This is a genomic window from Paenibacillus sp. EB106-04-04-XG159, assembly GCF_058791835.1.
This window is the reverse complement of record NZ_JBYTDY010000009.1, coordinates 1-25,074: the sequence shown is the minus strand read 5'-3', so window position 1 is coordinate 25,074 and position 25,074 is coordinate 1. Positions and strand designations below refer to the sequence as shown.

Genomic DNA, 25,074 nt, shown 5'->3' with positions numbered 1-25,074 from the left:
CTGTTATCAATAAAGGAGAGAGTTCAACATGAAGCAGAAACACCGCTACATTCCGATGACGGAACAGGACCAAGCGGAAATGATGCAGGTTATCGGCATTTCTTCTGTGGAAGAGCTGTTTCAGGACATACCTGCGGAAGTCCGCTATTCCAGTACAATGCCGATGTCCCCGGCGCTTGATGAAGCCGCGCTGCTCAAGCATATGCGAGAATTGTCTGATCGCAATGCTGACTTTGACAAGTACAGTAGCTTCCTTGGCGCAGGTCTATACGATCATCAGGTTCCAGTTGTTATTAATCATGTCATCTCGCGTTCTGAATTCTATACCGCTTACACGCCTTATCAGCCTGAAATCAGCCAAGGCGAGCTCCAAGCTATCTTCGAATTCCAGTCGTATATATGCGAACTGACGGGAATGAAAGTCGCTAATGCCAGCATGTATGACGGCGCAACCGCACTTGGCGAAGCGGCCGGGCTTGCAAGCGCGCATACGAAGCGCAAGCGGATCGTTGTGTCGCGCGCTGTGCATCCGGAAGCTCGCCAGATTCTGCACACATCGGCGCACGGCCTCGGGCTCGATATCGTCGAGGTCGATTATGCGAACGGCATCACCGATATGGAGAAGCTGCAAGCCGCTGTTGACGGCGACACAGCTGCCGTAATCGTGCAGTCGCCTAACTTCTTCGGCTGTATCGAAGATGTGCGCGCAGCAGCAGATATCGTGCATGGACAGAAGGGTCTGCTTGTAATGAGCACGAATCCGCTGTCTCTTGGCCTCTTGGAAACGCCAAGCAAGCTTGGCGCTGATGTTTGTGTCGGCGACGCGCAGCCATTCGGCATCCCCGCTTCCTTCGGCGGGCCGACTTGCGGATTCTTCGCCGTTTCTGAGCCGCTCATGCGCCGCATGCCGGGCCGCATCGTCGGTCAGACCGTCGATCGCGACGGCAAGCGCGGCTTCGTGCTCACGCTGCAAGCCCGCGAGCAGCATATTCGCCGTGAGAAAGCCACGTCGAACATCTGCTCCAACCAAGCGCTGCTCGCGTTGTGCGCATCTGTTTACCTCTCAGTTATGGGTAAACAAGGCATCCGCGATGTCGCGCATCTGAATATTCAGAAGGCGCACTACGCATCGCGCCGCCTGCAGGAGCAAGCGGGCTTCGAACTGCCGTTTCAGGCTCCGTTCTTCAATGAATTCGTGGTGAAGCTTCCGAGCGGCACCTCGATCGCAGACTTGAACGAGAAGCTGCTCGCAGCCGGCTTCATCGGAGGCTACGATCTTGGACGCGATTATGAAGAGCTTGCTGGACATATGCTAATCGCCGTTACGGAGCGTCGCTCTCGAGAAGATATCGAACGCTTCGCAGCACAGCTGAAGGAGGTGCTCGCATCATGAGCGATCATGTACCGCATCAAGACAAGAAGCTTGTCTTCGAAATGAGCCGTCCAGGACGAGTTGCATACTCGCTTCCCGCCTGCGATGTGCCTGAACAGGATCTAAGTGAACTTATCCCTGCTGCTTTATTGCGCAGCGAGCCTGCAGAACTGCCAGAACTCTATGAAGTAGATGTAATCCGTCATTACACCGAGCTGTCGCGCCGCAACTTCGGTATCGACAACGGCTTCTACCCACTCGGTTCCTGTACGATGAAATATAACCCTAAAATCAATGAAGATACCGCCCGCTTCACGGGCTTTGCCAAGATTCATCCGTATCAGCCCGAGTCCACGATCCAAGGTGCGCTCGAGATGATGTACACACTGCAGCAGGACTTGGCCGTGCTGACAGGCATGGATCAAGTCACCTTGCAGCCTGCAGCGGGCGCACATGGGGAATGGACTGGCTTGATGATGATTCGCGCATACCATGAGAGCCGCGGCGAAACGCGCACAAAGGTTATCGTGCCGGATACTTCGCACGGTACCAACCCTGCCAGCGCTACTGTAGCTGGCCTCGAGACGATCACTATTCAATCAAACGCGGATGGCAACGTTGATCTGGATGCGCTTCGGGCGGCTGTCGGGCCGGATACGGCTGCACTTATGCTCACAAACCCGAGTACGCTCGGCTTGTTCGAAGAGCAGATCGTGGAGATCGCCCGGATTATTCATGAAGCTGGCGGTCTGTTATACTACGACGGCGCCAACTCCAATGCGATCATGGGGATTACCCGGCCAGGCGACATGGGCTTCGACGTTGTGCATCTCAACTTGCACAAGACGATGAGTACGCCGCATGGCGGCGGCGGGCCAGGTTCTGGTCCAGTCGGTGTGAAGAGCCTGCTCACTCCGTTCCTGCCGAAACCGATTGTGGCTAAACGCGAGGACGGCTCCTTCTATCTGGACATGGATATTCCACAATCAATCGGACGCGTCAAAGCTTACTACGGCAACTTCGGCATACTCGTTCGCGCATACACCTATATGCGCACATACGGTCCGGAGGGACTCCGAACCGTATCCGAATGCGCCGTGCTGAATGCCAATTACATGATGCACCGATTGGCGCCTTACTATGAAGTCCCATACGAGCGCGTATGCAAGCACGAATTCGTTATGTCAGGCAGAGGGCTAAAAGAATATGGCGTGCGCACGCTGGATGTAGCGAAGCGATTGCTCGACTTCGGCTTCCATCCGCCGACCATCTACTTCCCGCTTAACGTGGAAGAATGCATGATGATCGAGCCGACGGAGACCGAGAGCAAGGAGACGCTTGATTCCTTCATCGACACGATGATCCACATTGCCAAGGAGGCAGAAGAGAATCCTGAATTGCTGCTGAACGCTCCATACCATACACATGTACGCCGCCTTGATGAGACACAAGCAGCCCGCAAGCCGGTACTGAACTGTGCCTGCGGCTCATAACTGAAGATGAACACGATAAAGCGCTGTTCCCTTTACAGGTGAACAGCGCTTTACTTGTCTTATTATGAAGTTACTCTTCTCCGTTAGACTTCTATGCTTCAACTTCCACAGTCTCATCATTTTCTATAACACGCGGCGCGAGGACAGATACGAGCAAATCGTCAGGGTGATTGATGAGATGTACACCTTCCGGCATCACCAGCGAGCCCGCCAGAATCTTCTCACCGACTTCCAGCGGTGTCAGATCCACGACAATTGATGCTGGAATATCGTCTGGCAAAGCTTCAATATTCAAGTTGACTTCTTGAACATGAAGCAAACCGCCAGACTTCACACCTTTAGCCGTTCCCTCATACTCGATCGGAACAGGGATTCGAATTCGTTGGTTTGCCCGAACTAGCTGGAGATCGATATGCATGATCTTGCCATTGCGACGCTGTACTTCTTTGATAATAGCTTGAACGGGTACTTTACCGGCTACAGACAGGTTAAAGATCTCTGAAATTCCTCGATTTGCGATCATGGACGCTTCTTTAGCGTTGACATGAACCGGAATGCTATCGAACTGGGCGCCATACACAACTGCCGGAATACGCCCATTGTCTCTTAACTCTTGAAGTTTGGAACGTGTAGACATCGTTCTCATCTCTGCTGCCAGATGTAATGTTTGTTCTTCTCCACTCATGTTAGGTCATCCTCCTTCAATTGTAAGCACTATAACTATTACCCGATTGTTTCGTGAGTGAAACTTTTTTTCATTCATCCAATTTCTAGCAGAAAGGACTTCTATTCGTTATCAGATCCGTATATTATGTCTAAATTATAGCTATGCACTTTATCCGCTAATCTGGAATATGCATCACAGTATAAATAGTTTAATCGCTGAACAGGTCCATCTGACGTGGAGGAAACGACTGCACTGTCTGTCCTAACATATGCATCAATTGCTTCGCGTTCCCTGCCGCGTCTCCGCCCGAATTGTTATTGAAGATCACATACAGCTGTTTACAATCTTGTACTAGCTGCATTAAGCGAGAATGCCATTCATGAAGCTCTTCCTCAGCGTATCGATACAGGTAGCGAACATCCCTCCAATTCGCTTGCCCGCGATTCACCCATCCATCCGCATTGCGGCCATGAAAACGAACAACCGTCTTATCGCTGTCCGTCACAATAGGTACGATCGGAATCGAACCCTCGCCAGCTTGCGGCTCATCGCAGATGCTATGGATCCATTTCTCCTCTTGGATGAACGCTATCGTCTTATCCATAACCTGAGGCCGATACCAGCTCTGATGGCGAAACTCCAGTGCGCAAGGAATGTCACGCATCCATTCCTTCGTCCGACGCAGCACTTCTACGTGCTTGTGTTGGCAATCGAACCAAGGCGGATATTGAAACAGCACAGCGCCTAGTTTATCAGCTTCAATCATCGGAGCGATTGCGGCTTGCAAGGCTTGAAACTGCTCGGCCGCACTTTTGTAATAGCTTGTTCCGCGCTGGTGCCCTGTCATGCCTTGGTATGCCTTTACGATAAATTGAAAGTGTGCTGGAGTCTCCGTGACCCATCTGGATACCGTATCCGGCTTAGGGATCGCATAAAAAGAACTGTCACACTCCACTATTGGAAAATGTCGAGCATACAGCGCCAGCTTGTCCGCTGCACGCGTTCTCGCGGCATACAGCTCATCTTGATCTCCCCAACCTGCTAATCCAACATGTATCAAACTTCAGCCCACCTCCCTCTGAACCTGAGAACTATAAATAGCATGTACAATGGTACTATTATAACTTGTCTCTAAGCTTCTTGTTGATATCATGACATGAATGATTGCCGTGCCTCATTCGGCACGGCAATCCGTTTGCATATGCTATTCGCCCCAGAATAACGTAGCCTCCACTTTGCAGCATGGGGATTCAGCATCTCCTTGCTTCATGACCAGATGGAAGCCTTGTGGATTATAGTTTATCGTATACTGCCTGCTTACTCCAGCAGACTTAATGAGCCGATCGACCTCTGCTCGATTTCCGCGCTGCGCCGCATCCATCAATTGGCTGGCGAATGGCTTCGAGTCGCGAATTCGCTGCAGGAACTGGCTCAACTGCTTCATCATCTCAACAGATTCCATTGCAGATGATGTTAATTTAGCAGGATCGACCTGCGGATAAAGATCAGGCCTTTCGTAGGAGCGAAGTGTTCCGCGAACATGCGGCCGCATCACACTTAATGGTCTGGTTGACTTTTTCATATTGATAGTCCCCAATCTAGCCATATCGGTATGATGTCAGCCTATGATATTCGTCTTGTCTGTGTGACACTCTATACATGAATCGCATCGAACATTTAGTAAATATACCAATCGTAAGTTCTTGACAGCGATTCCAACAGATGAACACCTGCGATACTATTCCCCTTGTTGTCGAGTGAAGGACCGAATACACAGATGCTTGACTGACGAGGAATAACGGCCATTATCCCGCCTGAGACACCGCTCTTAGCCGGAATGCCGACATTGATGGCAAACTTTCCGGATGCATTGTACATCCCGCAGGTTACCATGAAGGACTTCGCTATCTGTACATATCTTGGCGGAATCAATTGCTCCCCGGTAACAGGATGCTTTCCTCGTGTAGCCAGTACGAGTGCCATACGTGCAAGCTGTGTGCACGTAACCAGAATAGAGCATTGTCTGAAGTACACATCCAAAGTATCTTCCACATCTTCTTCCAGTACACCATTGCTCGCTAAAAAATAGGCCAACGATCGATTGCGATTCGCAGTCTCACGTTCTGATTCATAAACTTCCTCATCCCAAATAATTGAATCATCGTCCGCCAACAGTCGAACAAAGTCAAGCATCCGCCTGCTCTTCTCCTGTGAATTCCGCCCTTTAATTAAGGAAGCAATCACGATTGCTCCGGCATTGATATAAGGATTAAAGGGTATGCCCGGTTCTACAAGCTCCAACTTGAGCATGGAGTTATAATCATCACCTGTCGGTTCCATTCCAACCTTGCTGAATACACGATCCTCACCGTTATCGATTAAGGCAAGCAGCAAGGAGAATACTTTGGACACGCTCTGCATCGTAAATTCAATATTCGTATCGCCGCCTTCAACCGTCACGCCATCGACTCCCATCATACTGATGCCAACTGCATCAATTGAAGCACTTGCAAGTCGCGGTATATACGAAGCCGGTGCGCCAGCGCGAGCTAACATTCGGCTTTCTTTAATGAGATCCGGCAGGATCCTGCGATTATTGTCCCAATCCATCTAATACCACACTCCATTCCATACCTATCGTTTGTATTCTGCTTGTACTCCATACGGGCAAACAGCAACCATTTCCAACGGACAAATTGACCTGCCTGCAGATAGTTATGGTATGATAGAGCCTTGAGAACTGAAAGAAGAACGGAGTGACACTAGTGGCACAATTATATTTCCGCTATGGAGCGATGAACAGCGGCAAATCTATTGAAATCCTTAAAGTTGCCCACAATTATGAAGAGCAGCATAAACATGTGCTTATCTTTACTTCCGCACTGGATAATCGCGATAGAATCGGTTATGTATCTTCTCGTGTCGGTCTAAGCGCGCCTGCTCTGCCTATATATGAAGACACTGATATTTTCACGATTGTGAAGAATCAGACTCAGAGCATCTCGTGCGTACTTATAGATGAGGTTCAATTTTTGAAACAGCATCATATTGAGCAGTTGACTCAGATCGTCGATGAGCTGGATATCCCTGTAATGGGCTTTGGTCTGAAAAATGATTTTCGTAATGAATTGTTTGAAGGCAGCAAGTATATGCTCCTCTATGCGGATAAGATCGAGGAGATGAAGACGATCTGTTGGTTCTGCGAACGTAAAGCAACGATGAATCTTCGTATCGGAGATGATGGGAAGCCTGTTTACACAGGGGAGCAGATCCAGATTGGCGGCAACGACAGCTACTATCCCGTTTGTCGAAGATGTCATAAGAACCCGCCATTGCAATAAATGGTTAATGGAGTGCTATTGATGATATAAAAAAACAAGGCTGCCTATCCCGCAAACGGAACTGGCGGCCTTGTCGTTCAATTAGGTGGATATGGTCTCACTAGCCAGATCCTAAGCTGTTCATGTGCCAATCCGGCTTATGTGTCAGCAGAAATTCTTCAGTTGTAATATACAGAGGAATCGATGGCTTCTCTTTCAAATAATGACCTGCAATCAAGCGATCATAATGAACCTGACGATTCCTTGACCCTTCGATAATCGGCAAGTCCAGGTGCTCCTCCAAATAATCATCGACAGCGTCTTGAACCATATCCAGATATTGCGGGATGTGCTTGTCACTTTCCTCGAATATTTGATACGTATTACGCGACATACAGTAGCATTGGGTTGAAGTACCGCCTAAATAACGGCGCAAGCGATGAAGATCCAGACTACAATCCTCTCTCATAAGAGATGTTCGTGAGAATTTCTCGCCCATATCACGCTCCCAATCCAGTACGGCCTGTTTCACTTGCTCAAGACTTACTTGGATAGGCATGTCGTACGGTTCAACCTTTGCAGTTGATTTCGAACTCCTGAATAATCGTTGTAAGAGTCCCATGAATGTCAACTCCTCTCGAAAAATACGGAGATATTGGTGCTATCAACCTGATGATTTGTAACCGTTTACAATATTATAGCATATTTTCCCCTTATTGTGAGTCTTCAGGCCTAATAAAAGTGTCAAAATTCATAATTACAACCTAACATAAATGAAAGGGACACCTCTCTATCGGGAAAGTAATAGCATATTGCAATCACTGCCCTGTTCAAGAGGTATCCCCTTATGGATCGATCATGTGCGGAAGCATGACCAAAGAGCTAAATTCTTATTTAGTCCCCCGAATAAACACGATCTCCTCATGCTTCTCATCGACGGTTAATTCTTTTTCATCCAGAAACCATAAGTCGTTCTGCTCCATATAGAACGTCAATCCGCCAGTCTGTATCTGGGTCGCGGGGTCACGCGGGGAATCTTTCATAATACCGAAAGAATAAGGGCCGCTCTCACTGAATCCGCTGTAACGGACAAAGATACGGATATCATCCCCTTGTTCAAATCCCCATTCTGTCTTGAATCGTTCTGCCGCTGCAGGTGTCACTTTTAGCTGCATGTGAACATCCTCCTTTATCATTCCGTTTGCTCAACTTGAAGTCATCTGGCGATGAACGCTGTACCTAAATGATAGCATGAAATGGGAGAAATGCCTACTTTGTAAGCTATAGCTTTACTCGCTGCAAGCGGAGCGCGTTCAGCACGACGGATACTGAGCTGAAGGCCATAGCCGCGCCGGCTATCCAAGGAGCCAGCAAGCCGATCGCCGCGACCGGGATACCTAAGCTGTTATAGCCCAGCGCCCAGAACAAGTTCTGCTTAATGTTGCGCATCGTGCGGCGGCTCATTTCCAGCGCGTCCGCTATGCCGTTCAGATCACCGCGCATTAAGGTGATGCCCGCCGTCTCCATCGCGACATCCGTTCCTGTTCCGATCGCGAAGCCGACATCCGCTGCCGCCAGTGCAGGAGCATCATTGATACCGTCGCCGACCATCGCAACAGAGTGCCCTTGCTCCTGATACTTGCGTACATATTCGGCCTTCTGCTCTGGAAGCACCTCCGCCGCGACTTCATCAACGCCAACCTGTGCCGCAATGGCTTGCGCTGTTCTCGTGTTATCGCCAGTTAACATCACTACACGAAGTCCAAGATCATGCAATCGCTTGATTGCCGCTTGCGATGATGACTTCACGCGGTCTGCCGCTGCCACTAGGCCTGCTGTCAGACCATCAACCGCAATCAGCATCGCTGTGCTGCCCTCAAGTTCCAGCTGCTGAAGCTGTGCTTCAAGCTCATCTGATATCTGTATGTCCTGCCGCTTCATTAAGCGACGTGTACCAATCTCGAGTACATGCCCTTCCACATGTGCTCGTATACCGTACCCAGGTATCGCTTCAAACTGCTCCGCCTCCACCCTCTCTACACCTTCAGCCGTTAAACCGTCGACGATTGCTTTCGCGAGCGGATGCTCGGAACTTCGTTCTGCCGCTGCAACCCAGCGTTTCAAGTCCGCTTCCTCGTGCTCCGATTGGTTAACGAACGCGGTCAAGGAAGGCTCACCTTCAGTGATCGTACCGGTCTTGTCGAGCACGATGGTCTGAACGCGGTAAGCTGTTTCCAGCTGTTCTCCGCCGCGGAATAAGATGCCATATTCAGCCGCGCGGCCTGTGCCAGCCATAATCGAGGTTGGTGTTGCCAAACCGAGCGCACAAGGGCAGGCTATTACGAGAACAGCGATCATCCGCTCTAACGCGATCTGGAATTCATACGGATGTACGAAGAAATAGGTAATGAGGAACGTAAGTGCGGCTATCCCGACAACAATCGGTACGAAAATACCGGATATGCGGTCCGCCACCCGCTGGATCGGCGCCTTCGAGCCTTGAGATTCTTCAACGATTCGTATAATCTGTGCTAAAGCTGTCTCAGAGCCAACCTTCGTCGCCCGCATCACGAGTGATCCATGCGCATTAACCGTCGCTCCATACACAGAGTCGCCTTCCGATTTATCGACGGGAATGCTTTCACCAGTCAACATGGACTCGTCGACCGTAGAGGTGCCGGACTCGATAATGCCGTCCACCGGAATCTTCTCACCTGGCTTTACTCGTACAAGATCTCCGACCAGCACTTGCTCGACGGGTATCACCATTTCTACACCGTTACGAACGACCGTCGCACTTTTGGCTCGAAGTCCCATCAATGCTTTTATAGCTTGTGATGTCCGGCCTTTAGCCGCCGCTTCGAACCATTTGCCAAGCAAGATTAACGTTATCAGGATGGCACTTGTTTCAAAATACATTTCAGGGTGATGAATCGCGCCGATCTGCCACTGCCATGCCAGGTACACACTGTAGAAATAAGCGGCTGATGTACCGAGGGCTATGAGCACATCCATATTAGCGCTGCCGTTGCGCATTGCCTTATAAGCGCCTCGATAGAATCTCCACCCGATAATAAACTGAACAGGCGCTGCCAAAGCCATCTGCACCCACGGATTCATTAGAAAGTCAGGCAGCCATACCCATGATGTCCACGAAAAATGAGAGACCATAGACCAGAGCAGAGGTACTGACAAGATAGCCGAGATGATAAATGTCCACTTTAATTGCTTGATTGCCCGATCTATGTGTGAATCTTCCGATTGCTCCTTCTGTGAGCGCGGTGTCGCTTGATACCCCAGCTTCTGGACTCTTGCGATCAGTACTGACTCGTCAATACTGATCCCTTCCACTTGTGCTACTTCTGTCGCGAGGTTGACAGTTGCACGCGATACCCCCGGTACCCTTGCCAAGCCTTTCTCGATTCGAGCAGCGCAGGCCGCGCACGTCATGCCTTCGATATCGAATTCTATCTTCTTGTGCTCTACTGTATAGCCCAATTGTTCAACTTTAGCTGCGATGGCCTCCATATTGATTTCTGCAGGATTATAAGCGACCTTCGCTTGCTCTAAAGCCAGATTCACGTTAGCCTCAGTTACACCTGGAAGCTTATTCAGTCCTTTCTCAATTCGGGTCGCGCATGCTGCACACGTCATACCGCCGACTAGAAATGTCCGTTCTTCCATCTGACTTCACACCTCTCTATTCTCAAAGATACCCCTATACCCTATATATTTAGTGAAAAAAATTCATCCATCCTAAGATGAGATGAGGCTTGGAATTCGCGATTAAGAAGGAGCACCACTTTATCATTAAAGCTTGTGCTCCTCATTCACTGAAGATACAGCAGCCTATTGAACTACATCGTATCCTTGATCTTCAATTGCTTCACGCAGCGCATCTTGCGATGTCTTAGCTTCATCGTAAGTAATTGTAACTTTCTTCTCGTTCAAGAAAACCTCAGCTTTCGCTTCCAGTGCAGCAACCGCCTTCTCAACCGAAGCCTTGCAATGTCCGCAAGACATGCCTTCAACTGTCCAAGTAATTGTATTCATGATGAATCCTCCTTAGATATGATGAAATATGGACTGCAAATTATTTAAGCAGCTTGTTAATGGTGACAAGCAATTCATCCACGACAGCATCATCACCTTGCTGAAGTCTGTCAACGACACAGCTTCGCATATGGCCGGCAAGCAGCAATCGTCCAACAGAATGAAGTGCAGATTCAATTGAAGCGATCTGGTGAAGTACGTCATCACAATAGGTGTCACGTTCAATCATCGATTTCACTCCGCGAACTTGACCTTCGATTCGATTAAGACGGTGAACAAGACTCTTCTTCATCTCATCGGAATGATGGCTCTTGCGCACTCCTTCTTCATTACAGCACTCTTCATGCATGCATTCAGAAGACATCTGCTTATTCTTATGCTCATTGGATTTATCCATTGTTGTCATCACCTCTGCCCTCATCATAGCATACCCCCCTACCCTATGCAAGAGGGTGTTTGCGGATGTTTCCAACTCTTCTTGGGTACAGTATGTAGCGTGCTGAACATTTGATGCAAACCTCAACGCAAGGAGAGTTAGTATATGAAACCAGTTGGTAAAGTGTCGCGCGTAGCTCTAATTGGGTCGGGTCTCGTCGGAGCGAGCTATGCTTTTGCGATGTTGAATCAGGGAGTCGCATCGGAGCTAGTCATTATTGACCTCAATCACAAAAAAGCAGAAGGCGACGCCATGGACCTGAACCATGGTATTCCGTTTGCCAGCAATATGCGTATCTGGGCTGGTGATTACAGTGATTGCAAGGATGCTGACATCGTCGTCATATCGGCTGGGGCCAATCAGGCTCCTGGTGAAACAAGGCTTGATCTGATCGGTAAAAATGCTGCAATATTCAAGATCATCGTTGAATCGATTATGAAGAGCGGCTTCGACGGGATCTTTATCATCGCTACGAATCCAGTTGACGTCCTCACCTATGCGACATGGAAATACTCAGGCCTGCCTCCTAGTCGCGTCATCGGCTCCGGTACGATTCTAGACAGCTCTCGCCTTAGATTCTTGATAAGCGATGAACTTGAAATCGATCCAAGAAGCGTGCATGCGTACATTATGGGTGAACATGGTGACACTGAACTGCCCGTATGGAGCCATGTTACAATCGGCGGACTGCGCTTGTCTGATTACCTTGCTAGACATCCCGTACCTACGCCAGAACGTTTTGATGAGATCTTTGTCAATGTGCGCGATGCCGCTTATCACATTATCGAACGTAAAGGGGCTACCCACTATGGTATTGCCATGGGTCTCGCCCGCTTGACAACCGCTGTACTACGTAACGAAAGCAGCATCTTATCTGTGTCGGCCTATCTTAGCGGGCAATACGGCTTAAATGATCTGTATATCGGCGTACCCGCGGTTATTAACCGCAACGGAATTAAGGATGTGGTTGAGCTAGTGCTCAATGAGGATGAGTTAGAAAAGCTGCAACACTCCGCTAAGGTGATGAAAGAGGCGATACATTCCATTTTCCCTGATCACGAGTTGTAGAGTTATTCTTCATGTTAGGAGCTTTCTAAGTGGTTGACTATTCGACTGCTGAAGCAAGCTCCTATTTCATTTATTTCAGTGCGATCAAACTATTAATAGATCAATCTTCTTCTGCAATCCTCGGTAAAAAAAGTCCCGCTACCATCGTTTATTTCTTGCCTACCCTCACATTTCTTGATCCTCCGATACCAATCTGTAACCGTTCGTTTGCACTTCATTATTGGCAGTTATTGCCTTAGTGCACACTCTACTGCATAATAATAGAGGTTATGATGTTGATTAATATGGAGGTGCCTCAAGATGAGTATTCGTGTATCCGCTGTGCAGTACCACCTGCATACCATCCATAAGTTCGAGGACTTTTCCCATCAAGTAGAACATTATGTTCGTACCGCATCCGAGTTCGAGACGGATTTCGTACTGTTCCCCGAATTTATGACGACCCAATTGATGTCGATTGGAAATGCCGATGGATCCGCACTTTCCATTCAAGACCTGCCTTCCTTTACTGAGGCTTATACGAATCTGTTCAGCCGATTGGCTCAACAGTACGACATGCACCTAATCGGAGGTACTCACGTAATTGAGCGTGAAGGCAAGCTGTACAATGTAGCGCATTTATTTTACCCGGACGGCTCTATAGCAGAGCAAGCCAAGCTGCACATTACACCGACTGAGGTAACGGAATGGAACATGGCTGCTGGCGATGAGGTACAAGTATTTCACACTAGTAAAGGTACAATTGCTATGCTCACCTGCTACGACATCGAGTTTCCGGAAATCGTGCGCATGGTGCGCGCCAAAGGAGCCGATATCATCTTCTGTCCGTCCTGTACGGATGAACGCCAAGGTTTCTATCGCGTTCGGTATTGCTGCCACGCGCGTGCCATTGAGAATCAAGTCTATGTCGTCGTAACGGGAACAGTAGGGTCTCTGGATACGGTGGACTTGATGCGTGCGAATTATGGTCAGGCTGCCGTGATCGCGCCGAATGACATCTCGTTCCCACCGCGCGGCATTATCGCTGAAGGCGAGATTAATAACGATATGATCATTACTGCCGATCTGAATCTAGAGCTTCTGTACCGTGTGCGCGAGAAAGGCTCGGTCACGACATGGCGCGACCGCCGCACTGATCTGTACACCGATTGGTCGTAGCACTTGGGCAGTAAAGGAGTGACGAGATGTATCAGCAGATGTATGTCTTTCATGAACATAAGCCGATTCTTATAACCATCCGTTCATACAATGAGAGCGATATTGAAGCTTTAATTGACGTTCAACGCGAATGCTTTCCTCCTCCTTTTCCCGAGGAGCTGTGGTGGAATGAGGCTCAGATTCGGAATCATGTGCGATTATTTCCCGATGGCGCGCTATGTGTCGAGTTCGATGGAAAACTGATCGGCTCGATGACTGGACTGCTCATTAAGAGCGATGGACATACTGTTCACTTGCCTTGGGCGGAGGTAACCGACAATGGCTATATCGGCACCCATCAAGATGATGGCGATACGCTTTACGTCGTAGATATTAGTGTGAAACCACTTTTTCGTGCCTGCGGCATAGGTCGCATCCTCATGCAAGCGATGTATCAGGTGGTCGTCCATCACCGCCTTGCTCGCCTTCTTGGCGGAGGTCGTATGCCTGGCTATCACAAGCACTGCGATCACATGACTCCTGAGCAGTATGTTTCTGCTGTCTTAAAGGGCGAATTACGCGACCCAGTCATTACTTTTCTGCTTCGCTGCGGGAGAACTCCGGTAGAGGTGGTTCATAATTATTTGGATGACGAGGAGTCCTGCAATCGCGGTCTGCTTATGGAATGGCGCAATCCTTTCATAGTTAATGACATTAAGGAATGAACTATACTATTTATAAAGGAGCTCTTATCATGTCCTCTACGTTATCTTATGTGCGCATCACATCAATTGAAGATCCATTATTCCGTAAAATGCACAACCTTATGGGGAGCATCTTCCCGAAAGAAGAAGTGCTTGCGTATGACCTCTGGCGCGAGCCGCTTGAGGACCCCTCCATCCATGTCTACGTTGCGGTCTATGAGGATGAAGTTGTAGGCGCTACGGAATACCGTTATGTGGAGCATTTAGAGGTAGCCATGACCGACTTCACGATCATTGGGCGTCCTGGACTAGGCATTGGACGCTTCCTGTTCAAGGAACGCGAACGCGATCTGGAGCAGCTTGCTGCGGCTGTCGGCAAGCGTCTGATCGGGATGTTCGCGGAGATCTATGATCCTTACCGCGTTCAGGGTGCAGACTTTGGCGGGGTCATGACAATGAACCCTTATGTGCGTCGCGAAGTGCTGTCTCATCTTGGCTATGAGCGTCTAGACTTCCCATATGTACACCCTTCCTGGGAAAATGACGGTTCTGCTGTATCCGAGCTCGACTTCGGATTCATGCCTATGTTGGGTGAACAGGATTCGGTTCCGGCTAGCTTAGTCGTGGACTTTCTTCAGTGGTACTATAGAGTGCTCCCGAACAAGCCGCAGGCGTGGTTAGATATGATTGAAGACCTCGGTCTACGTGACCATATTACCTTAAAACCGCTATAAAATGCACCTGATGTGACATCGGTCGCCACGTTCCTGCGGTGAAGTGGCGAAACCTGCGGTTTCCCGAGAAATAATTTATTTCTTATTTCTCGGGGATTGCGCGGGGGTGAGTTTACCCCCTTTTTTCCCGTTACAGTTGTGGTACGCGCGGGGGCGGTGCGTTAACGGGGAAAATCCCGCTTTCACGTGGGCGGCGATGCGCGAGCGGGTCTTCGCGAGCGAGATTACATGGTTTTTCCCCGTTACAGCGTGCGATACGCCCGTGGGCGGTGCGATAACGGGGAAAAACCCGCTTTCACGTGGGCCGCGATTGCCAAGCGGGTCTTCGCGAGCGAGTTAACACGGTTTTTCCCCGTTACAGCGTGCGGAACGCGCGATGGAGGTGCGGTAACAGGGAAAAACCCGCTTTCGCGGGCGCTGCGATGCGCGAGCGGGTCATTGCGAGCGAGATTACACGGTTTTTCCCCGTTACAGCGTGCGGTATACGCGCGTGGGCGGTGCGTTAACGGGGAAAAGCCGCTTTCGCGTAAACGGCGTTGGTCGTGCGGTGCATCGCGAATGAGCAAATCATCATACGCATTGATTAATCACATTAAATAAATTCCCCCCTGCCAAATAAGGCAGTAATCCTCCACCAGTATACGCATATTTAATGTGGTTAATAATCGACCAATACCATCATTAATGTCAGATCCAATCATTCAAACTTAATGTTGAAGCTCAGTTCACAGTTCATTTTCTAAGCATAGAGTCTCTCCTAAATAAGAAAGAGAGCTGCCAGCATCAACTATCCTATGCTTAAGCAGCCCTCTAGACTTTCAACGTATTCTATTATCGATCGAGCAGCATGCGGCAGCGCCCGCGGCAATCTGCCTGGAAAGTCTCCACGTTGCCGTTATTTGAAATGGTCACATATACCGTTCTTCCATCAGCCCCGCCAAACGTCAGATTCGTGCAGTCACTTCCATGCAGATGAATCTCCTCAACCAGTTCCCCATCTGAGGTAAATACGGCAACCGTACCTTTTCCGAACCGGGTTACATACAGCTTGCCGTCAGCGTCGCATCTCATTCCGTCCAATCCGTAATCGTCAAAGGACGTGAACAAGCGCTTGTTGGACAGCTCGCCCTGCTCTGACAAGTCGTATTTCCATATTCGGCGCTGCACAGATTCATTAACATACAGTGTATCTTCGGAGGGACTGATCTCAATGCCATTCGTCGTCCCCATACCCGCCTCAATCAGCGTTACAGTCCCATCAGGAAGTATTCGCCACAGCTTACCTGTCTCATTGTCCCAATTCGGATCGCTTGCGAAGACGATGTCCGTTGCCGTGATACATATATCGTTCGGCTGATTCATCGCCGGTTCATGCGCATGTAACGATAACTCCTGCTGCTCCATGTTATACTTCCAGATGTTATGCCCCACATAATCCGCCAGCAGCATTTCACCCGCCGAATTAAAGCGAATTCCGTTCGCGATGCTGCCCTCAGGCAACTGCAGGAACACCGAGCACTCTCCTTCCGGAGTAACTCGGCCGATCGTCCCGTTGCGTTCGTAATTGACTGCGTAGAGATTACCTGCTCTATCGCATGCAGGACCCTCAATCCCTCCTGTAAAGCCGTTAGTCGCAGTGAACATTTTACTTGTGCGAGTACCCCCCACTCGGACTGATGCCGAGTCTTGCTCGATCTCTTGTCCCATCATAACTCCCCCGCTCTATCATAATGGTTCACGCGACAGCAACAACAGCGGCAGCACTAGCGTTAAGACAACTCCTCATCGTCCGCATCATCCGTATCGTCCTGACGAAGCGCTCGCAGCTGCTCTTTCTCCTGTACATACAGCTCGATCATATCCCGCTTCAGCTGCCATGCTCTAGTACTAAAGTCCACATGGTACGGTTCAGGATTCGTCTTGCGCAAATATTCCGCCCAGAACATGTTGATCTGGGTCTTATGATGCTCACGAATCTCTTCCAGTGAAGGTCGCTCATACACAAGCTGTCCTTCATGAAAAATCGGCGTCAGCAGTCGAATATAGTCATAGTTGTCCACGTACTTATGCATGTAAGGATGAAGTGGATCGAACAGCTTCAGGCGAGCGCGCTGCTCGACATCCTGCTCTCCCGAGAGACAGATATAATCCGCGATCGCTTTCTTCTTCTTCGGATGAATGATCCGATATACGTCCTTCTTGCCAGGATAGATGACCTTCTCAGGATTCGCCGATATCTTGATCGTCGGCTCCATCTTCCCGTTCAATTCACGTTCCACAAGCTTATACACACCGCCAAGAGACGGTTGGTCAGCCGCAGTGATAAGCTGTGTGCCGACGCCCCAGCTCGTTATCTTCGCACCCTGCATCTTCAGATCCGAGATCGTGTGCTCGTCAAGATCGTTTGAAGCAACGATCTTCACATCATGCAAGCCAGCTTCGTCCAGCATGCGACGCGCTTCAATCGACAAATACGACAGGTCTCCGCTGTCCAGACGAATAGAGAGCAGCCGTTTTCCTTGCTTCTCAAGCTCACGAGCGACCTCTATCGCGTTCGGAATACCGCTGTGCAGCGTATCATATGTATCCACGAGCAACGTGACCTGATTAGGCAGCGCTTCAGCATATTTACGGAAAGCCTCCAGCTCGTTTGTGAAACTTTGCACCCAAGCATGTGCATGAGTGCCTTTCGTAGGAATACCGAACAACCGCCCTGCGAGCATGTTTGAAGTGGCGTGAAAACCAGCCAAGTACGCGGCTCTAGCACCCCACAGTGCAGCATCTGCTTCCTGCGCACGACGCGTACCGAATTCCATCAGAATATCGTCCTTCGCCACCTGCTTTATGCGTGAAGCCTTCGTTGCAATGAGCGTCTGGTAGTTCATAAAGTTCAACAACGCTGTCTCAATCAGCTGTGTTTCGAATATGCGGCCCTCTATACGCAATAGCGGCTCATTCGCGAATACGAGCGTGCCTTCCCGTACAGCATCCAGATGCCCTGTAAATCGGAATGTGCGCAGCTCTTCCAAAAACGCATCCTCATACATCTCTTCCTGTTCACGCAAATATTCGATATCCTCATCCGTGAAACGAAGCTGTTCAATGTACTCAATGATGCGCTCCAGTCCAGCACATACAGCGTAGCCATTACCGAACGGCATCTTGCGGAAGAACGCTTCAAATACCGACCACTGCTCGTGAGTGCCATTTTTCCAATGGGCGTACATCATGTTGATTTGATACTTGTCGGTGTGCAGCGCCATGGACATATTCATATTAGTCCCTTCTTTCTGCTTATCTGTTGGGCTTGGCTCTTCAGCCGCTCACTACCTCAGCGCCCAATGTATTGCGAAGGTGTTGCAGTGCCCAATGATGCGCTTGATCATTGAAGCTGGCTACAGCATCTTCATGGATAACGATTGTATAACCTAGATTGTAAGCTTCTATTGCTGTGTGAAGAACACAAATATCCGTGCACACGCCAACGATGTGAAGTTCCTTCACACCCTGCGCCCGCAACCGGATATCCAGATCAGTTCCGCAAAAGGCGCTGTACCGAGTCTTATCCATCCAATAGATGCTGTCTTGATGCTGGTCGTACACTTCCTTCAGCTTGCCGTACAGATCACGTCCTGATGTTCCGCGAATATTATGCGGTGGAAACAGCTTCGTCTCAGGATGGAACGCATCATACTCTTCGTGAACATCAACCGCCATAACGACAAAGTCACCGTTAGATACGTATTGCTCTGTCAATTCGGCAATCCGCTGCTCAATAGCTACTGCTGGATCGCCGCAAGGCAGCTTTCCGATCACGAAATCATAAGTGTAATCCACGACGATTAAAGCTTTCATAACTAGCAGCTCCTTCACCTAAAGGCTGATATTATCTAACAAATGATGTTACCGTTATTATGGCAAATCCGAACAAAATGTCAACCTATCGGCAATCACTTGCGCTTTGCCCGGAAGGTGCCTGTTCCGATAGTACCGATACGGCCTTGATCATCGCTTACTGTGGCATAGCAGGTTAATGATCGACTGTCAGCATGCACGATATGGGCCTTCACGAATAAAGTTCCCTCTGTAAATGGTGCGACATAGTTCAGATTAAGATCGCTTGTCACCATAGAATATTCCGGACGAGCGGCCACACCGAGCATCCCCATCGTATTGTCGATCAGCGAAGCGGTTACGCCGCCATTAACGAGCCCCATCATATTTAAGTGATGCGGTTTAACCTCCATGCTGACAACCGCTTCTTGCTCATTCAGTTCAACAATCTTACAGCCAAGGTACCCCCAAAACGTATCCTTAGCCTGCTCTTCAATCTCTTGAATCTTAGCAACCATATTAGTTGCTTTCAAATTACTCTCCTGCATCATATCCCTACGATCCCCCAGTTCTTAACTCCTCCCCTGAACGACACGAACCGGTCGCAGTGATACGACCGGTCTACAGGGCAGGTTCAACAATCTAACATCTTATATTTTACTTCAACTTGCTGCTTCACGTCCAATCTAGATCCAATCTATATACAATCAAGATCCATTCAAGATGAATGATCCTTCTTATTGTTCGCGAGTTCCTCTTCAATTAATTTGCGCCGAAGTACTTTGCCGATCATCGTCTTCGGCAATTCGCTCCTGAACTCCACGATGCGCGGAACCTTGAAAGCTGCCAGCCTGCCGCGGCACCAAGCGATGACCTGCTCCTTGGTAAGCTTAGCTCCGTCCTTTAAGACGATAAACGCCTTTACCGTCTCACCGCGATACGGATCAGGAACTCCGATGACAACCGCTTCCTTCACATCAGGATGCTCGAACAACACCTCTTCAACGTCGCGCGGATACACCTTGAATCCGCTCGCATTAATCATATCCTTCTTGCGATCCACGATGTAGAAGAAGCCTTCTTGATCCATGCGGCCCATATCGCCTGTATATAGCCATCCATTGCGCAGCACAGCAGCCGTGTCCTCTGGACGCTGCCAGTACCCCTTCATCACCTGCGGTCCGCGTACGATCACTTCACCGATCTCCCCGACAGGAAGTTCTTCGCCGGTCTCCGAATTAACGATAGCCGCTTCTGTATCTGGAAAAGGAATCCCGACAGAGCCGATCTTGCGATAGCCCCATACATTATTGGCGTGAGTGATTGGAGAAGCTTCCGTCAAACCAAATCCTTCGATCAGACGCCCCCCGCTCAACGCTTCGAATGTTTCCTGCACTTCAACAGGCAGCGGCGCAGACCCGCTAACACATGCTCGTATCGAGCTGATATCATAAGACTTTATATCTTTAGCATGATTAATCGCGATATACATCGTTGGGGCTCCTGGGAATATCGTAGCCTTCTTCTTCTGTATTTGCGTAAGCACCGTCTTGACATCAAATCGCGGCAGCAGGACGAGTTCCCCAGCAATGTATACCGATTGGTTCATGAGCACGGTTAATCCAAACACATGGAAGCAAGGTAGAGCACCAAGAAACACTTCTTTTCCAAGCCTTGCTTTATAGAACCAATTCGTTGCCTGAATTGTGTTGGACAAGAGGTTCTTGTGTGTCAGCATAACCCCTTTCGCTACACCCGTAGTTCCACCTGTATATTGAAGCATCGCAATATCATTCTCACCGTCTACCTCGACACAAGCCACGATCGGCTCCTGTTTGCTTAACCAAGAACGAAAGCGGCGTACATACGGAAGATCAGGTACATCCAGCTTTTGACCATCCTTTTTAGCTTTTATTTTGTACAGCATATTTTTAGGAAATGGCAAATATTCAGCAATCGAGCCAACAATAACATGCTCTACGCTGGTCAGCTTGCGGACATTATTGACACGCTCAAATAACAGATCGAGCGTTACGATGGCGACTGCGCCTGAATCACGAAGCTGGTGAGAAAGTTCTCCTTCAACATAGAGGGGATTGGTCATCACGACGATCCCGCCCATCATGAGAGTGCCATAATACGAGATAAGCATTTGCGGGCAGTTCGGAAGCATCAGCGCCACACGGTCTCCCTTTTTCACACCTATATTTTTCAGCCCATCTGCAAATCTGTATGCGCCTTCCAGAACCTGCTCATAGCTCATTCGCTTGCCTAGAAAGTCAAGTGCGTCATGATGAGGAAATTTATCAGCTGTATTGACGAGTAATTGTGCAAGATTGGAATTGGGATATTCACAAGAATGTGCGACCTCTGGAGGATAATGACCTAACCAAGGTCTTTCTCCATACATGCAGCTTCACTCCCCCGCCGTATGCGTACGGCATTAATCTGCTACTCATTTTATTAATGGACATGCATATAGATATGAAATTATGATTTCAGCCTGCTCTGTAAACGCTCTCACAATCAATTGTGAAATAAATCGTAAATCACTCATTTTGCCAGTTATGACTACTTTCACTCCCCGTGAAAAGCGTTATACTGTAATCAGAAATCGTGATAATAGTAATAAATGGTGTTCATTAGAAGGACTTGCCCACTATAATTACGTATGTTGATGCTTATGTTAGGAATACACAATTAATACGCCGCAACAGAAATGTTCACTTGTACTATGCATATATTTTTGACAAGGAATAGTGGAGGGTAAGTTAAAGGAGTGTGTCTAGCCATGGGACGCAATATCGCTGTGATCGCAGAAATGAGAGGTAAACAGCTTCGACAAGTTACATTCGAGGCGATGCAGGCGGCAGTACAATTATATGAACAAGGTGATCGAATTATCGCATTGCTCGTAGGATATCAACTGCAAGAACCTGCTTTACAGCTTGAAGCTCTTGGCATACACCAGCTCGTGCTTGCTGATGATGAATCCTTCAAATACTATGAATCCGATATCTACTTTTCAGCCATAAGTACATTTTGCGATAAGTATAAACCGGACATTCTATTGTTCGGCAGCACAGCTATGGGAAGTGAGCTGGCCCCATTGCTGGCCTCGTATATGCATGCAAGTGTAATATGCGATGCTGTTGATGTTCACAGGTTGGAATCCAGCTGGGAGGTTGTGCGTCCGAGCCGTGCTGGAAAAGGGCTTGCATCATATAATCTCATGTATGATACCAAACCATATATCATTAATATACGGCCTAATAGCTTTGCGCCGATATATAGGCTGCAATCCATCATAGGGAGCGATATGCCCGCTTCATCTTCATGTGACATCACCTATCTGCAATTGCCTGCAGTCTCGCTTCGTACAACAGTTAAGCATGTCGTCCAACGAATGACAGGCTCTGTAAATTTATCGGAAGCCAAGATTATTATTTCCGGAGGCAGAGGCGTTAGAAGCGCTGAAGGCTTCAAGACGTTAGAACAGCTGGCACTTGTATTGAACGGAGCTGTTGGAGCCACTCGCGGTGCTTGTGATGCGGGTTACTGCGACCATTCCATTCAGATCGGGCAAACTGGCAGAGTCGTCGCTCCTGAGATTTATTTTGCTTGCGGGATCAGCGGAGCTGTTCAACACTTGACAGGCATGAGCCAGGCTCGAGTTATTGTAGCCATTAATACGGATCCAAACGCACCGATCTTTCAAGTGGCTAATTATAGCATCGTGGGGGATCTATTTGAGATCGTGCCGCTCCTGACTGCAGAATTTCGTAAAATGCTTGCTTGATGCATCATTCGTGATTACGCTGCTGCTATGTATGAATAGCTTGATATGTAAAGATAAAGACGATTGAGACCTCCTCAATCGTCTTTTTATACCGAACTATATTAGTCGCATTCATCCGGTTCTTCAACCTTCGCCTGCTCAACTTCAATCTTCTCAGCCACTGAATCACGGATGACAGACATGATCAGCTGCATCAAGTAATTGACGTCTGACTGGCTCTGCTGGAATTCAACGACGAGTGGAATGTTGTCTATTTCATCCTGCAGGGCGCTGATCTCACCCTCAATCTTCTCCACCATCTGCTTATTCTGGAACGATTCGAAGGCTACAATCTCCTTCTGCTTCTTCTTCAGCTGTGCAATGACTTCCTGTAAGTGAGTATGCGCTTGGATCTGCTTCTCCGCTTGTTGGAAATGCTTCACTTCATCCGTTGTGAGGATCAGATCGGCAAGATGCTTAGCTTTCTCCATAATATCTTCCCGCACCAGCAGGTCGCGGGTGTTGAACTTAGGAATTCCACAGTTCGTATGGTCATGATCGTGGTCATGATCGTGGTGCGAATGCTGTTCTTGGTCTGCCAACGAGAACCTCTCCCATCTCATTCAAGTGTCTTCCCTCGAGGAGGATATGACATTTATCTCCATTGTAACTGATTTTCCCTCAAAATTTAAGAACTCTTTTGCATCGGTTCTGTGACAAGCTCGCCCTTGATGTAAAACGACTTAATCTCACTAATTTTGACATGGACGAATTGACCGATTAATTCCTTGCCGCCTGTAAAGTGTACCAACTTGTTCGTACGCGTACGTCCAGACAACACCTCAGCATTATTTTTGCTCTCGCTCTCAACAAGCACCTCTACCGTCTGACCGAGCATATTATCATTACTCTTACGGCTGAGCTCCTGCATGACATCGTTTAAGCGCTGCAGGCGCTCCTTCTTCACATCCATCGGCACATTATCTTCCATACCTGCGGCAGGAGTGCCTTCTCGAGGTGAGTAGATGAAGGTGAAAGCAAAGTCAAAGCCTACTTCCCTTAGAAGTGTTATCGTTTCCTCAAACTGTTCGTCCGTTTCGCCGGGAAATCCTACTATGATATCCGTGGTCAGAACTACATCCGGGATAGCCGCTTTAATCTTGCCAGCTAACGTCAGTAACAGCTCGCGGTCGTACTTTCGGCTCATCTTCTTCAATACCGCGCTGCTGCCAGATTGAACGGGTAGATGGATATGCTCAACGAGGTTCCCTCGCTTCGCCAGCACTTCGATTAAGTGATCATCAAAGTCACGCGGATGTGAGGTTGTGAAACGAATTCGAGGGATGTCTATCTTACGAATATCGTCCATCAAGTCGCCAAATCGATACGTAATGTCTGTGAAGTCCTTGCCGTAGGCGTTCACATTTTGACCGAGAAGCGTAATTTCTTTATAGCCTTGACGCGCCAGCTCGCGCACCTCCGCAATTACGTCCTCTGGACGTCTGCTGCGTTCTTTACCTCGTGTATAGGGCACAATGCAGTATGTACAAAACTTATCGCAGCCGTACATAATGTTCACCCAAGCGCGCATCCCAGAACGCTTCTTCGGCAGATTCTCAATAATGTCGCCTTCCTTAGACCATACGTCAACCACCATTTCTTTGTTAAACAGCGCATCGCGAACTAAGTAAGGCAGTCTATGAATATTATGTGTTCCGAATATCATATCTACAAATGGATGCTTCTGCATAATCCGCTTTACAACCGACTCTTCCTGCGACATACAGCCGCATACACCAAGAATCAGGCCTGGACGTTCAAGCTTCAGCGTCTTTAAGTGACCCAGCTCGCCAAATACCTTGTCTTCCGCGTTTTCACGGATCGCACACGTATTCAGCAGGATAATATCCGCGAGTTTTCGTTCAGTCGTCTTCTCATAGCCCATTTCATCGAGAAGACCGCTCATCGTCTCTGTATCATGCTCATTCATTTGACAGCCGAATGTATAGATAAGATAACGCTTACCGTTACCAATGCCGCGCAGAGATTCGGGAACTGCTTCTTCGTAGTGAACTTGTACAGCTTGTTTGCCCCGCTTCTTCTCTTCCTTATGATTGGGTTCAGACATAATGTGAATTTCACGGCCGTTTAGACGAATCTTCTTGCCTGTCTCGTCCTCAGAGATTACCTTCGCTTGTGAAAAGTCAAAATATTTGGAGTAATCCTTCTTCTCTTGACTCATTCCTATGGTCACTCCTTCTCCATGTATAGGGTATATCATTCTTCTCATTCACATAAACTTCAAATTATGCATCCTTCAAATTATAACATTTATTCATATAGGATTCCACGCCGCTGCTTGAACGGAGTATGTCAGAATCCCCTTTAATTGCATGCAAGTTCTAGAGTAAAGGGCTGGCTTCCCAGCCCCTCCTCATCAAACCGTACGTGAAGTTTTCCTTCATACGGCTTTCCGAT

24 protein-coding genes are annotated in these 25,074 nt (G+C 48.6%); 8 read left to right on the top strand and 16 right to left on the bottom strand.

Annotated features, from left to right (window positions below; genetic code table 11):
* The first annotated feature begins 28 nt into the window (after positions 1–28).
* On the top strand, positions 29–1,393 hold the full coding sequence (gene gcvPA, locus AC3WTP_RS12525) for an aminomethyl-transferring glycine dehydrogenase subunit GcvPA (RefSeq protein ID WP_492394952.1): 1,365 nt from the start codon (positions 29–31) through the stop codon (positions 1,391–1,393).
* Positions 1,390–2,865 (top strand): aminomethyl-transferring glycine dehydrogenase subunit GcvPB, encoded by a 1,476-nt coding sequence (gene gcvPB, locus AC3WTP_RS12520; RefSeq protein ID WP_492394951.1) that lies wholly within the window; start codon positions 1,390–1,392, stop codon positions 2,863–2,865. Before gcvPA ends, gcvPB begins: the two co-directional genes overlap by 4 nt.
* A 91-nt stretch (positions 2,866–2,956) precedes the next feature.
* Here the strand turns inward: gcvPB and AC3WTP_RS12515 are convergent, their stop codons facing one another.
* The 4 genes from AC3WTP_RS12515 to glsA form a co-directional block, all read right to left on the bottom strand.
* A complete protein-coding gene (locus AC3WTP_RS12515; RefSeq protein ID WP_492394950.1) occupies positions 2,957–3,550 on the bottom strand; it encodes a 50S ribosomal protein L25 in 594 nt (197 codons plus the stop codon).
* Positions 3,551–3,740: 190 nt separating this feature from the next.
* A complete protein-coding gene (locus tag AC3WTP_RS12510) occupies positions 3,741–4,592 on the bottom strand; it encodes a DUF72 domain-containing protein (protein WP_492394949.1) in 852 nt (283 codons plus the stop codon).
* 144 nt (positions 4,593–4,736) lie between these two features.
* Positions 4,737–5,114, bottom strand: a complete 378-nt coding sequence (locus AC3WTP_RS12505; protein WP_492394948.1) for a YuzC family spore coat inner layer protein — start codon at positions 5,112–5,114, stop codon at positions 4,737–4,739.
* Between the two features lie 95 nt (positions 5,115–5,209).
* Positions 5,210–6,142 carry a glutaminase A gene (gene glsA / locus AC3WTP_RS12500; protein WP_492394947.1) on the bottom strand — a complete coding sequence of 311 codons (933 nt, stop codon included), beginning with the start codon at positions 6,140–6,142 and terminating at the stop codon, positions 5,210–5,212.
* Between the two features lie 155 nt (positions 6,143–6,297).
* Here glsA and AC3WTP_RS12495 point away from each other — a divergent pair, with 155 nt between their 5' ends.
* On the top strand, positions 6,298–6,873 hold the full coding sequence (locus tag AC3WTP_RS12495) for a thymidine kinase (RefSeq protein WP_492394946.1): 576 nt from the start codon (positions 6,298–6,300) through the stop codon (positions 6,871–6,873).
* A gap of 100 nt (positions 6,874–6,973) precedes the next feature.
* On the opposite strand, the gene AC3WTP_RS12490 is transcribed toward AC3WTP_RS12495, so the two are convergent.
* The 5 genes from AC3WTP_RS12490 to AC3WTP_RS12470 form a co-directional block, all read right to left on the bottom strand.
* Positions 6,974–7,474: a DUF3939 domain-containing protein gene (locus tag AC3WTP_RS12490; RefSeq protein WP_492394945.1), complete on the bottom strand. Its 501-nt coding sequence runs from the start codon at positions 7,472–7,474 to the stop codon at positions 6,974–6,976.
* 268 nt (positions 7,475–7,742) lie between these two features.
* Positions 7,743–8,027: a HesB/YadR/YfhF family protein gene (locus AC3WTP_RS12485; RefSeq protein ID WP_492394944.1), complete on the bottom strand. Its 285-nt coding sequence runs from the start codon at positions 8,025–8,027 to the stop codon at positions 7,743–7,745.
* 106 nt (positions 8,028–8,133) lie between these two features.
* The gene (locus AC3WTP_RS12480; protein WP_492394943.1) at positions 8,134–10,536 is read right to left on the bottom strand and encodes a heavy metal translocating P-type ATPase; all 2,403 of its coding nucleotides are present in this window, start codon (positions 10,534–10,536) and stop codon (positions 8,134–8,136) included.
* Positions 10,537–10,701: 165 nt separating this feature from the next.
* The gene (locus AC3WTP_RS12475; protein WP_492394942.1) at positions 10,702–10,905 is read right to left on the bottom strand and encodes a cation transporter; all 204 of its coding nucleotides are present in this window, start codon (positions 10,903–10,905) and stop codon (positions 10,702–10,704) included.
* A 40-nt stretch (positions 10,906–10,945) separates the two neighbouring features.
* Positions 10,946–11,269, bottom strand: a complete 324-nt coding sequence (locus AC3WTP_RS12470; protein ID WP_492395130.1) for a metal-sensitive transcriptional regulator — start codon at positions 11,267–11,269, stop codon at positions 10,946–10,948.
* 177 nt (positions 11,270–11,446) lie between these two features.
* On the opposite strand from AC3WTP_RS12470, the gene AC3WTP_RS12465 reads away from it, so the two are divergent.
* The 4 genes from AC3WTP_RS12465 (at position 11,447) to AC3WTP_RS12450 (ending at position 14,984) form a co-directional block, all read left to right on the top strand.
* A complete protein-coding gene (locus tag AC3WTP_RS12465; protein WP_492394941.1) occupies positions 11,447–12,409 on the top strand; it encodes an L-lactate dehydrogenase in 963 nt (320 codons plus the stop codon).
* 300 nt (positions 12,410–12,709) lie between these two features.
* The gene (locus AC3WTP_RS12460) at positions 12,710–13,567 is read left to right on the top strand and encodes a carbon-nitrogen hydrolase family protein (RefSeq protein WP_492394940.1); all 858 of its coding nucleotides are present in this window, start codon (positions 12,710–12,712) and stop codon (positions 13,565–13,567) included.
* Positions 13,568–13,593: 26 nt separating this feature from the next.
* Positions 13,594–14,271, top strand: a complete 678-nt coding sequence (locus AC3WTP_RS12455) for a GNAT family N-acetyltransferase (RefSeq protein WP_492394939.1) — start codon at positions 13,594–13,596, stop codon at positions 14,269–14,271.
* 29 nt (positions 14,272–14,300) lie between these two features.
* Positions 14,301–14,984, top strand: coding sequence for a GNAT family N-acetyltransferase (locus tag AC3WTP_RS12450; RefSeq protein ID WP_492394938.1), 684 nt, complete (start codon positions 14,301–14,303; stop codon positions 14,982–14,984).
* A gap of 831 nt (positions 14,985–15,815) precedes the next feature.
* On the opposite strand, the gene AC3WTP_RS12445 is transcribed toward AC3WTP_RS12450, so the two are convergent.
* The 5 genes from AC3WTP_RS12445 to AC3WTP_RS12425 form a co-directional block, all read right to left on the bottom strand.
* A complete protein-coding gene (locus tag AC3WTP_RS12445) occupies positions 15,816–16,691 on the bottom strand; it encodes an SMP-30/gluconolactonase/LRE family protein (RefSeq protein ID WP_492394937.1) in 876 nt (291 codons plus the stop codon).
* Positions 16,692–16,753: 62 nt separating this feature from the next.
* Positions 16,754–18,259, bottom strand: a complete 1,506-nt coding sequence (locus AC3WTP_RS12440; protein WP_492394936.1) for a nicotinate phosphoribosyltransferase — start codon at positions 18,257–18,259, stop codon at positions 16,754–16,756.
* A gap of 40 nt (positions 18,260–18,299) precedes the next feature.
* Positions 18,300–18,839, bottom strand: a complete 540-nt coding sequence (locus tag AC3WTP_RS12435; RefSeq protein WP_492394935.1) for a cysteine hydrolase family protein — start codon at positions 18,837–18,839, stop codon at positions 18,300–18,302.
* A gap of 95 nt (positions 18,840–18,934) precedes the next feature.
* Entirely contained in the window at positions 18,935–19,351 is a 417-nt protein-coding gene (locus AC3WTP_RS12430) for a PaaI family thioesterase (protein WP_492394934.1), read from the bottom strand.
* Between the two features lie 185 nt (positions 19,352–19,536).
* Complete coding sequence (locus AC3WTP_RS12425) at positions 19,537–21,228, bottom strand: AMP-binding protein (protein ID WP_492394933.1); 1,692 nt, start codon at positions 21,226–21,228, stop codon at positions 19,537–19,539.
* A 381-nt stretch (positions 21,229–21,609) separates the two neighbouring features.
* Between AC3WTP_RS12425 and AC3WTP_RS12420 the strand changes: the two genes are divergently transcribed.
* Positions 21,610–22,617, top strand: a complete 1,008-nt coding sequence (locus tag AC3WTP_RS12420) for an electron transfer flavoprotein subunit alpha/FixB family protein (protein ID WP_492394932.1) — start codon at positions 21,610–21,612, stop codon at positions 22,615–22,617.
* Between the two features lie 101 nt (positions 22,618–22,718).
* Here the strand turns inward: AC3WTP_RS12420 and AC3WTP_RS12415 are convergent, their stop codons facing one another.
* Together AC3WTP_RS12415 and miaB are read right to left on the bottom strand one after the other, a co-directional pair.
* Entirely contained in the window at positions 22,719–23,198 is a 480-nt protein-coding gene (locus AC3WTP_RS12415; RefSeq protein ID WP_492394931.1) for a YlbF/YmcA family competence regulator, read from the bottom strand.
* An 86-nt stretch (positions 23,199–23,284) separates the two neighbouring features.
* A complete protein-coding gene (miaB, locus tag AC3WTP_RS12410) occupies positions 23,285–24,838 on the bottom strand; it encodes a tRNA (N6-isopentenyl adenosine(37)-C2)-methylthiotransferase MiaB (RefSeq protein ID WP_492394930.1) in 1,554 nt (517 codons plus the stop codon).
* Between the last annotated feature and the right edge of the window lie 236 nt (positions 24,839–25,074).

Bases quoted from the DNA above. Each gene is read 5' to 3' on its own strand.
- AC3WTP_RS12435 (WP_492394935.1), bottom strand. From the start codon at position 18,839: ATGAAAGCTTTAATCGTCGTGGATTACACTTATGATTTCGTGATCGGA.
- AC3WTP_RS12490 (WP_492394945.1), bottom strand. From the start codon at position 7,474: ATGGGACTCTTACAACGATTATTCAGGAGTTCGAAATCAACTGCAAAG.
- AC3WTP_RS12440 (WP_492394936.1), bottom strand. From the start codon at position 18,259: ATGAATATGTCCATGGCGCTGCACACCGACAAGTATCAAATCAACATG.
- AC3WTP_RS12420 (WP_492394932.1), top strand. From the start codon at position 21,610: ATGGGACGCAATATCGCTGTGATCGCAGAAATGAGAGGTAAACAGCTT.
- glsA (WP_492394947.1), bottom strand. From the start codon at position 6,142: ATGGATTGGGACAATAATCGCAGGATCCTGCCGGATCTCATTAAAGAA.
- AC3WTP_RS12475 (WP_492394942.1), bottom strand. From the start codon at position 10,905: ATGAATACAATTACTTGGACAGTTGAAGGCATGTCTTGCGGACATTGC.
- miaB (WP_492394930.1), bottom strand. From the start codon at position 24,838: ATGAGTCAAGAGAAGAAGGATTACTCCAAATATTTTGACTTTTCACAA.
- gcvPA (WP_492394952.1), top strand. From the start codon at position 29: ATGAAGCAGAAACACCGCTACATTCCGATGACGGAACAGGACCAAGCG.
- AC3WTP_RS12450 (WP_492394938.1), top strand. From the start codon at position 14,301: ATGTCCTCTACGTTATCTTATGTGCGCATCACATCAATTGAAGATCCA.
- AC3WTP_RS12515 (WP_492394950.1), bottom strand. From the start codon at position 3,550: ATGAGTGGAGAAGAACAAACATTACATCTGGCAGCAGAGATGAGAACG.
- AC3WTP_RS12470 (WP_492395130.1), bottom strand. From the start codon at position 11,269: ATGTCTTCTGAATGCATGCATGAAGAGTGCTGTAATGAAGAAGGAGTG.
- AC3WTP_RS12445 (WP_492394937.1), bottom strand. From the start codon at position 16,691: ATGGGACAAGAGATCGAGCAAGACTCGGCATCAGTCCGAGTGGGGGGT.
- gcvPB (WP_492394951.1), top strand. From the start codon at position 1,390: ATGAGCGATCATGTACCGCATCAAGACAAGAAGCTTGTCTTCGAAATG.
- AC3WTP_RS12425 (WP_492394933.1), bottom strand. From the start codon at position 21,228: ATGTATGGAGAAAGACCTTGGTTAGGTCATTATCCTCCAGAGGTCGCA.
- AC3WTP_RS12480 (WP_492394943.1), bottom strand. From the start codon at position 10,536: ATGGAAGAACGGACATTTCTAGTCGGCGGTATGACGTGTGCAGCATGC.
- AC3WTP_RS12485 (WP_492394944.1), bottom strand. From the start codon at position 8,027: ATGCAGCTAAAAGTGACACCTGCAGCGGCAGAACGATTCAAGACAGAA.
- AC3WTP_RS12460 (WP_492394940.1), top strand. From the start codon at position 12,710: ATGAGTATTCGTGTATCCGCTGTGCAGTACCACCTGCATACCATCCAT.
- AC3WTP_RS12505 (WP_492394948.1), bottom strand. From the start codon at position 5,114: ATGAAAAAGTCAACCAGACCATTAAGTGTGATGCGGCCGCATGTTCGC.
- AC3WTP_RS12455 (WP_492394939.1), top strand. From the start codon at position 13,594: ATGTATCAGCAGATGTATGTCTTTCATGAACATAAGCCGATTCTTATA.
- AC3WTP_RS12465 (WP_492394941.1), top strand. From the start codon at position 11,447: ATGAAACCAGTTGGTAAAGTGTCGCGCGTAGCTCTAATTGGGTCGGGT.